The 9,517-nt window shown below is 44.2% G+C and carries 10 protein-coding genes; 7 read left to right on the forward strand and 3 right to left on the reverse strand.

Annotated elements, in window-relative coordinates; translation table 11 throughout:
• A partial coding sequence (locus E1163_RS08220) for a quinone-dependent dihydroorotate dehydrogenase (protein WP_343033784.1) occupies positions 1-1,016 on the reverse strand: 1,016 nt, incomplete at its 3' end.
• Between the two features lie 257 nt (positions 1,017-1,273).
• Between E1163_RS08220 and E1163_RS08225 the strand changes: the two genes are divergently transcribed.
• Genes E1163_RS08225 through E1163_RS31380 form a run of 3 tightly spaced genes read left to right on the forward strand, consistent with a single transcriptional unit; the run spans position 1,274 to position 4,063 of the window.
• On the forward strand, positions 1,274-3,520 hold the full coding sequence (locus E1163_RS08225) for a chemotaxis protein CheB (RefSeq protein WP_185156018.1): 2,247 nt from the start codon (positions 1,274-1,276) through the stop codon (positions 3,518-3,520).
• A 23-nt stretch (positions 3,521-3,543) separates the two neighbouring features.
• A complete protein-coding gene (locus E1163_RS08230) occupies positions 3,544-3,936 on the forward strand; it encodes a response regulator (protein WP_246223564.1) in 393 nt (130 codons plus the stop codon).
• Positions 3,929-4,063, forward strand: coding sequence for a hypothetical protein (locus E1163_RS31380; protein WP_281353105.1), 135 nt, complete (start codon positions 3,929-3,931; stop codon positions 4,061-4,063). Before E1163_RS08230 ends, E1163_RS31380 begins: the two co-directional genes overlap by 8 nt.
• 58 nt (positions 4,064-4,121) lie before the next feature.
• Here the strand turns inward: E1163_RS31380 and E1163_RS08235 are convergent, their stop codons facing one another.
• Together E1163_RS08235 and xerD are read right to left on the reverse strand one after the other, a co-directional pair.
• Positions 4,122-5,174, reverse strand: coding sequence for a DUF4407 domain-containing protein (locus E1163_RS08235; protein ID WP_155170960.1), 1,053 nt, complete (start codon positions 5,172-5,174; stop codon positions 4,122-4,124).
• 637 nt (positions 5,175-5,811) lie between these two features.
• A complete protein-coding gene (xerD, locus tag E1163_RS08240; protein WP_155170961.1) occupies positions 5,812-6,711 on the reverse strand; it encodes a site-specific tyrosine recombinase XerD in 900 nt (299 codons plus the stop codon).
• Positions 6,712-6,868: 157 nt separating this feature from the next.
• Between xerD and aroQ the strand changes: the two genes are divergently transcribed.
• The 4 genes from aroQ to rnhA are packed head-to-tail and all read left to right on the forward strand — an operon-like array spanning position 6,869 to position 9,431.
• Positions 6,869-7,303, forward strand: a complete 435-nt coding sequence (aroQ, locus tag E1163_RS08245) for a type II 3-dehydroquinate dehydratase (protein WP_155170962.1) — start codon at positions 6,869-6,871, stop codon at positions 7,301-7,303.
• Entirely contained in the window at positions 7,296-8,360 is a 1,065-nt protein-coding gene (locus E1163_RS08250; RefSeq protein ID WP_155170963.1) for an aminotransferase class V-fold PLP-dependent enzyme, read from the forward strand. The genes aroQ and E1163_RS08250 overlap by 8 nt, the downstream gene beginning before the upstream one ends.
• 39 nt (positions 8,361-8,399) lie before the next feature.
• Entirely contained in the window at positions 8,400-8,969 is a 570-nt protein-coding gene (locus E1163_RS08255; protein WP_155170964.1) for a MarC family protein, read from the forward strand.
• Positions 8,970-9,431, forward strand: a complete 462-nt coding sequence (gene rnhA / locus E1163_RS08260) for a ribonuclease HI (protein WP_155170965.1) — start codon at positions 8,970-8,972, stop codon at positions 9,429-9,431.
• Positions 9,432-9,517: the final 86 nt, after the last annotated feature.

Raw genomic sequence — 9,517 nt, forward strand, 5'->3', positions numbered from 1 at the left:
GCTTTGTTGATCTTTTTAATGAGTGCCGGCCCTTCGTAAATAAAACCGGTATAGACCTGTATGAGCGAAGCCCCGGCCTGCAGCTTTTCAATGGCATCATCAGCAGACATAATACCTCCTACTGAAATGATCGGAAAGTCTTTGCCCAGTTTGCTTCGCAAGAACCTCAGGATCTGCGTCGACCTTTCGCGAAGCGGCCTGCCACTCAGGCCTCCTGCACCGATGGCCTCTATTTTCTCTTTTGAGGTATTCAGCCCCTCACGGGATATGGTGGTATTGGTGGCAATCAGCCCGTCGAGCTGTACGTCCTTTACAATATCTACAATATCCTGAAGCTGGCTATCCGTCAGATCGGGGGCTATCTTTAAGAGGATAGGTTTTCTTTTTTCCTTTTGGTTGTTCAGCACCATTAACCCACTCAGGAGTTGCGTAAGTGGTTCTTTATCCTGAAGTGTCCGAAGGTTTGGGGTATTGGGAGAACTGACATTGACCACAAAGTAATCAACCTCAGGAAACAATGCTTCAAAGCAATATTTATAATCATCAAAGGCATTTTCATTAGGTGTAGCCTTGTTTTTACCGATGTTGCCACCAATAATTACTGAAGACTTCCTGGCTTTCAACCTTTCCAGTGCCTCCTCTACGCCACCATTATTAAAGCCCATTCTGTTAATGATCGCCTGGTCGGCAGGGAGCCTGAACAACCTCGGCTTATCATTGCCAGGTTGTGCTTTTGGGGTAACGGTACCTATTTCTATAAATCCGAATCCGAAACAATCCAACTCATCGATCAGCTTGGCATCTTTATCAAATCCGGCAGCCAGGCCTACAGGGTTTTTAAATGTAAGCCCGAAAAACTGCCTCTCCAACGACTGATCTTCTACATTATAGAGTTTACGCCAGAGGCCTTTAATGCCTGGCACTTTACCGGCAGACCTGAGCATATCAAACGTAAAATAGTGTATTTTTTCAGGATCAAACTTAAAGAATAATGGACGCAAAAAGGTTTTATACACAGTCAGGGAAGTTATTAAATGTCTGCGGCAAAGATAATAGTTTTATTCAACAAGCCGAAGTTCTCATAAGTAGTATAAGCGAACTAATATTATCACACAAAAGGTACACCTGAAATATGCATGTCTCAACAGGCAATATTGAGAATCGCATTATTAATCTTAACTTCATCATACAAAGAGTGATATTTGTATTCTAATGAGAGAGTTGGCATCCCCTCCTGTGAGCATATACACCCTCCCACAAAAACCTAATGACTATGACCGATGATATTTATATAACCGGTATAGGTGCTTCTGCCGGAGGTACCGATGCCCTAAAAACCTTCTTTGAAAACATACCTGAAAAACCGAATACTGCGTTCATCATCATCCAACATCTTGACCGAAAGCAGAAAGGCTTCACAAAGGAAGCACTAACTTCCAGCACGTCACTCCCCATCTCACAAGTAGATAAACGAACCAAAATAACTAAAAACCATATTTATTTAATTCCTCCCAAATACTATATTCTTCTGGAAGATCATCACCTGGTACTGGAAGAACGCCCTCCTCTGGAAAAGGTAAACACAGCGATCAACACCTTTTTCACTTCACTGGCCCGGCATAACGGGGACAAGTCCATTGCCATAATACTGTCAGGCTTAGGCTCTGACGGTGCCAAAGGATCACAATATGTAAAAGAACAGGGAGGCATGGTAATGGTACAATCCCCGGATTCGGCCACATACAGCAGCATGCCCCTCGGTGCTATTATTTCTGACCAACCCGATGTAATCGGCCCGCCTGAAAAACTGGCAAAAGACCTTATTTATTACATCAACCAACCTTCGAGCATTGATAAGGCTAAAGACATAACATCAAACAACCTCATAAAAGAAATAGAAAAGCCAGAAGCAGAACTTTCCCCGGCCAAAAAACAACACAACTCAGATCAGTTGGAAGCCATCAATGAGGAGCTGCAATCTTCCAATGAAGAGCTAAAAACGGCAAACGCGGAACTTAAGAATAAAATTGATGAGCTCACCATTCTCCATCGCGAAGTAAATAACCTTTTTATGAGCACACAGATAGCCACGATATTTCTGGACAGGGATAAGAGGATAAGGAAGTTTACTCCTGCAGTACAAAAGTATTTTAATGTGAGGGAAGGAGATATGGGAAGGCCTATATACCACTACACTAATAATTTCAGCTATGGCAAACTCCGTGAGGACATCGACGAAGTGTTGACTTCCATGCTGCCTGTAAATCGGGAGATAAAAGAGAAGAATGGTTATGCCCTGATGAAGATAATTCCCTACAAAACGAATGATATGCGTATTGAGGGGGTTATTGTTACCTTCATTGACATCACCGAGCTTAAAGAAACCAACCTGAAACTGGAAAATCTCACGAAAGACCTGAAAGAAAGAAGCCTAAAGCTGGAGCAGTCGGAAAACTATTGGAAAACATTAGTAGAAAACACTCCTGACATCGTATGCAGGCTCAACAAAAACGGCATCATTACCTATGTAAACAATAATATTTTCAACCACACGGGCATAGAATCCGGCAGGCTCATGGGGAAAAACCTGATGCAATTCAGGCTATTTATCGAGGAAGATGAGGTTAAGGAGCTTCAAAAACAGCTTGACATGGTTTTTAAGCACAAAAAGCAGATCAATTATTATCAGAACTTTTCTACAAATAACAGCCAAAAACATTTCTTTATTACCCTTTTACCTGAGTGGTCTGTTCAAAGTAACAAGCTTGAAAGTGTGCTTCTCGTAGGAAGGGACATCTCTAACCTGCGAAATATAGAACTAAGGATAGAAGACAAAAACCGCAAGCTGGAAGAGCTCAATCAGTACATGGATAATTTCGTGCATGCCGTAGCCCATGACCTGCGCTCCCCACTGACCAACCTTAAGCTCATTCTGGAGCTGATAGAAGACGAAAGTGACCCTGACAAGCAGGAATTTCTAATCAGCCGGCTCGGCAGGTCAGTAAGCAGGATTGATGATATACTCAATGGCCTCATTGAGATTATCGGTAGCCAAAAACGTACTGATGAGCTCGCTAAAAAAATCAACTTTCATCGGGTTATCAAAAAAGTGCTTGAGCAACTTAGCAATGAGCTTCCGAAAGATGTCGAGGTCAAACTTGATATCCAGGCAGAAACCATTGTCCACACCCGGGGCTACCTCTATAGCATCATCCGCAACCTGCTCAGCAACGCCATCAAATACAGATCGGATGACCGCCCGCTGGTTTTGAATATATCCACGAAACAAGAAGGTGAATATGTAGTAATGGATATCAAAGACAACGGCATAGGTATGGATTTTGAAGTAATAAAGCATGACCTGTTTAAGCCTTTCAAGAGGTTTACCTCTAAGGCCGATGGCAAAGGTATCGGATTGCATATCATCAAATCGATGATAGAGAAGACTGGTGGTAAGATTGAGGTAAACAGTGAAAAAGGAAAGGGGACAACATTTTCAGTATACTTTAAGAACCAATAAATCAGCTTATTATTGTGGATGTAATGCTAATTGACGATGACGATGACACTGTTTTTCTGATGGATGTTCTCTTTAGCAAATCAGATGCAGTGGACAAATACACTATTGAAACCAATGCCATAGATGCTTTAAAAAAGCTGCTTAAAAAGGAGCAGTTTCCCGATTGCATACTGGTGGACATTAGAATGCCAGAGATAAATGGCTTTGAATTTGTTGAGAAATACGAACAAAAATTGGGGAAATTACACCCCAATACCCAGATTTATATTCTATCAAGTTCGGCTCGCCAAAGTGACGAACAAAAAGCCATGAAATATAAATCCGTGAAAGAGTTCATTGTTAAGCCGCTGACCAAGAAAAAGTTAACTGAAATCAATGAAAGTGTACTTCGAAACAAATATATCCGGTATGACTAAAAACAATAAAAAGAAAGCAAAGAAGAACGTATCCCAGGCAAAACGTAACGAAGAGACAAATACCAACCCTAACAGCAGTCCCGTATGTTTTGCCCATACCGATGAAGTCAGGGATGAGTACAAATAGAGGGTCATTTCAAGTTGCCAGCTCTATTTTCCGATCCGTTTACTTTACCGAAGGTCTGCTATGATCTGTTCAGACGCACATCCAACCGGTTTATGATAAATTCCTTTTCGGTTACTGATAGGTCTTTGGCTCTCTCTTTGATCAGGGCATTTACCTCCGCCATTACTTCTATCTGCTGCACATCAAAGCCATGCTCTTCAATTTTCAGCAGGTTATCATAAGGCCCCCGGTTAGAGATAAGCTTCACAAAAATAGGGGCGGTTTCTACGGCTATAAAAAGTAATATCACAAATAGATTGGCCCAGTATATGGCCTCACTCTGGCTTGTGAGGCGATCAAGGGCTTCCATACGCGCCGCAGGGCCGTCGAGGGTTTGTCGTTCCATAGCCGTCATTTCCCCTTTCAATGTTTCATCTATTTTTTGTTGTTGAACGAGTTTCTGCGCTATCAATTCATTGTTCTTTGCTTTTAGCTCCGAAAGTTCGGCATCTACCCGGTCAGCATTTTCCTTTTTTATTTTATAAACCGGGCCAGGGTTGCGCTTGCCTGTACCTCCTGTACCGTCGGCTTCCTCCCTGGCTATACGTCTCAATTCATCTCTGGTGGCCGTTTTATCGGCTATTTCTGCTTTCAAAGCTGCTACTTCATCCGATAATTGTTGTCTGTCTGCCTCAAACCTGCCTTTAACCTCCCCTTCCTGTCGCGAAAACAACTGCTGCTCCATTACTGTCAGCTCACTTTTAATTTCGTTTTCAAAGATCTTCATCTCCAATGGCTTGGCTATAACCAGCGAAATCAACAAAGCCAGCAAAATCCTTGGAGTAGCCATCAGCAGCTCCTTCCACCAACGTCCCTCCTTCCGCATACTGGACACAATGTACCTGTCCAGATTAAAGATCATCAACCCCCAAACCACGCCAAAAAGTGCCGACCACCACACATTGCCCATCACCGTATAAAGTGCATAGCCACCTGCAAGGGCAGCAAAAATACCAGTAAAGAATATGGTAGCTCCAATACCGACATACTTGGTGGAATCGGTAGGGCACCGCTTTAGTAATGCAAGATTGGCCCCTGAGCACCGCCAGAAAAATACTTTGAGTTTTTCCATGAAGATAAAACGCTGATGAGAATATATTATTTCGAAACGCCTCCAACATATATGCCAACACCTAAAACCTAACCCCACACCACAGAACTGCCTCAAGACCTTGTAAAGTGTACTATTTTGAACATCGAAGTGTACGATTTTCCGGGGGCTGGGTGTTGGTTAATGGGGGCTGGTTACTGGGGCTAGGTGCTGGTTTACTTCGCAGAGTTGTATTTGCCTACTGCTTTTGCCGATTGCCTACTGATTTGCTGGTTGCTGGTCTCCGGGAGCTGGTTTCTAGGGATGGGCACTGGTTACTTCGCAAAGTTATTTTGCTTACTGCTCCTGCCGATTGCCTACTGATTCACTAGGTGCTGGTTTACTGATTTCTCGAGCTGGCGGCTGGTTATTTTGCCTACTGCTCTTGCCGATTGCCTACTGATTTGCTGGTTGCTGGTCTCCGGGAGCTGGTTTCTAGGGATGGGCACTGGTTACTTCGCAAAGTTATTTTGCCTATTGCTCTTGCCGATTGCCTACTGTATACCGCTGCCTCCTGCTTAGGTCTCCGATCTTCAGACTTTCAAACTTCACCGATCCATCGCTCACCAAACACCAGTTACTCCACCGGCTAATCAATCTCAAGCCCCCCTTCCAACACTCAACTCCTCGGATGGAACTCCTGTATAACTTGGCGCAGGTAGTCGCGGTCGAGGTGGGTGTATATTTCTGTGGTAGTGATGGACTCGTGGCCGAGCATTTCCTGTACGGCACGGAGGTCGGCTCCGCCTTCGATGAGGTGGGTGGCAAAAGAATGGCGGAAGGTATGGGGGCTTACCGTTTTCTTCATGCCGATCTTTTTTACCAGGTTTTTGATGATCGTAAACACCATTACGCGTGTGAGCTTTTTTCCTCTCCTGTTAAGGAAAGCGTAGTTTTCATGACCGGACTCAATATTAAGATGTACCCTGACATCGTCAATGTATATTTTCAGGTATTTCAGGGCGTCCCTTCCCACGGGCACCAGTCGCTCCTTATTACCTTTACCGATGATCCTCAAAAAGCCAATATCAGTGTATATGTTGGTAAGCCTCAGGTCTATTAGCTCTGAAACCCGCAGGCCTGAACTGTAAAGCACCTCCAGCATAGCCCTGTTTCGCTGCCCTTCGGGCGTGGAATGGTCGATGGCCTCAAAAAGCTGCTCTATCTCATGGTAACTTAGCGTGTCAGGCAGTTTCCTGCCAAGCTTTGGCCCCTCGATCAGCGCTGTGGGGTCGTTATCGATAAGTTCATCAAACATGAGGTACTTGTAAAATGCTTTGACCCCGGATAGCACACGCGCCTGGGTATGTGCTGTCATGCCCAGTTCATTGATGTATTCAAGAAAGTTTTGCAGGTGTGTAGCTTTAATATTTAAGGGGCCAACTTCTAAATTGGACAAGTCCACAAACTGTTTTAGCTTTACGATGTCATGAACATAGGCTTCGATGGAGTTCTCGGAAAGTGACCTTTCCAGTTTCAGGTAGTTCTTAAATTGATTGATGTAGGTGTCCCAGTTCATGATCCTATTATAATAAGGTGCATTATTTTTCCAGAATGAGCATAAGCTTAATACACCTGCTCCTAAATATCAGCAAAAATAGAAGAGGAACAGCAGCTTTTTGCCCATTTAAACCATTTAAATATAAAGGCAAATAAAAGTAAGCTAACCATACCCAATGAAAATCATCATTATTAACGGCCCTAACCTCAACCTGCTCGGCAAGAGGGAACCGGAAGTCTACGGACACCAGAGCTTCGAGACTTTTTTTAACCAGTTAAAATCCAACTTTAGCGATATAGACATAGAATATTTCCAGTCGAACATTGAAGGCGAGATCGTAGGCAAAATACAGGATAAGGGCTTTGACTATCAGGGCATTATTCTCAATGCCGGCGCCTATACCCATACCTCTGTGGCCATCTCGGATGCCATTGCAGCCGTACCCGCACCGGTCATTGAAGTGCATATATCAAACATTTACGCCCGCGAGGAGTTTAGACATAAAAGCATAATCAGCAAGGAGTGCATAGGTATGATCTCAGGCCTCGGGCTTGAAGGCTACCTGCTCGCGCTTACTTACCTAATCAATAAAGACAGCAACAATGGTTAGTTTCTATCCCGGTCCTTCCCGAGTAGATGAAAATATTCCGGAATACGTGCAGGAGGCTTACGATCAGGGGATACTTAGTCTCAACCACCGGAGCAAGGCCTTCATGCAGCTCTGCGAGCATACCATTGGCTTACTGAAATCAAAGCTTCACATTCCGGAAGATTATGTTGTATTTTTCACCTCGTCGGCTACAGAGTGCTGGGAAATCATAGCTCAATCGCTGATAGACGTTAACAGCTACCACTTTTACAATGGTGCTTTTGGCAAAAAATGGTTTGACTATACCCGAAAATTAAAGTACCAGGCCATAGGCTACCAGTTTGATCCCGAGCAGGAGCTGAAAACCGGAGAGATGGACCTTTCCTCAGAAACCGGTGTAATTTGCATTACACAAAACGAAACCTCCAACGGCACACAGGTAAGCATGCCCCGGATTGTAAAGCTCAGAAAAAAATACCCTGATCACCTGATCGCTGTTGATGCCACCTCCTCCATGGCGGGCATTCACCTGGACTTTAGCCAGGCAGATGTTTGGTATGCTTCCGTACAAAAATGCTTCGGCTTACCGGCCGGGCTTGCGGTTATGGTCTGTTCACCGGCGGCCATTGCACGCTCACGGAAGTTGCAGGAGAGCCGCCACTACAACAGCCTCAACTTCATCGTGGAGAATATTGAAAAGTTTCAAACGCCATATACGCCTAATGTGCTGGGCATTTACCTCCTCATGCGCGTTTTGGAAACCAGGAAGCCTATCGGAAAGATCGAAAAAAAGCTAAAGAAAAGGCTGAGAAATTACGAAGCCATTTTCTCAGAAAGCGAGCGGTTTTCATTACTGATAAGTAACAAAAATGTAAGATCGGAAACTGTGATCGTACTGGAAGGCACACAGGAAGATGTGGAAGCCATTAAGAAAACTGCAGAAAAAGAAGGCATAACGCTGGGCAACGGTTATGGTGAGTTAAAGCCCTCCACTTTCAGGATCGCCAACTTTCCGAGCCTGAAAAAAGAAGAAGTAAAAGCCTTACAAAAATTCCTAAAAAAGAATATATTACAATAGATAACCTGTTCATACATCTATTTATTATAGCTTTGCAGTATGTTTAATTTCAAGGATATATTTTCGGTCACGCTTATACTTTTTTCAGTGATAGACATCCTGGGATCGGTGCCCTTTGTAATCAATCTTCGTAAAAGGGAAGGCAAAATACACTCCGGGAAAGCCACTATTATTTCAGGCATGCTTATGATCGCTTTCCTGTTTCTGGGGCAATCTATCCTTAAGTTATTCGGACTGGATATCGGGTCTTTTGCGGTTGCCGGGGCTATCATTATGTTCGTTCTGGCCATGGAGATGATCCTTGGCATTACCTTATTTCGCGATGATGGCGGCAGCAATGGTGCCGGATCGATCGTACCACTTGCATTTCCGCTTATTGCCGGAGCAGGCACGCTCACTACCATTCTCTCCATCAGGGCAGTTTACCAGACGCCCAACATCCTGGTAGGGATCGTTCTCAACCTCATTTTTGTTTTTATTGTATTGAAATCTACCAACTGGCTGGAGAGGAAACTCGGGAAATCGGGTTTTGCGATCCTTAGGCGCGTATTCGGTATCATATTGTTGGCTATAGCTGTCAAAATTTTCAAAGAAAACATACTCATTTAAATGATCACCATCTACACAGACGGTGCTGCAAAAGGCAATCCCGGTCCGGGAGGCTATGGTACTGTGTTAATGGCCAAAGTCGATGGCAAAGCCTATCGCAAAGAGCTGTCAGAAGGATTTAGAAACACTACCAACAACAGAATGGAGCTGCTGGCCGTGATCAAAGGGCTGGAAGCTCTGAAAAAAGCAGGAACGCCGGTTACAATATATTCCGACTCCAAATATGTAGTGGACGCCGTGGAAAAAGGCTGGATATGGGGCTGGCAGAAAAAAGGATTTAAAAATAAAGCCAATGTAGACCTCTGGCAGCGGTTCATTCCTCTATACAAAAAGCATAAGGTAAAGTTTATCTGGGTCAAAGGCCACGCAGGCAACATTGAAAATGAGAGATGTGACGAATTGGCCGTATGCGCAGCCGAAGGCGCAAACCTCAAAGTCGACACCGGATACGAAAACCAGTAGGGATTACTCCAGGGCTTTTTGACCTGCGGGGTGTACTACCTCACCCTGCAATAGCCGGTGGGTTATCTCTGGCCCGAATGCCCTCT

The sequence above is a fragment of the Fulvivirga kasyanovii genome, assembly GCF_009711405.1.
GTDB classification, from domain to species: domain Bacteria; phylum Bacteroidota; class Bacteroidia; order Cytophagales; family Cyclobacteriaceae; genus Fulvivirga; species Fulvivirga kasyanovii.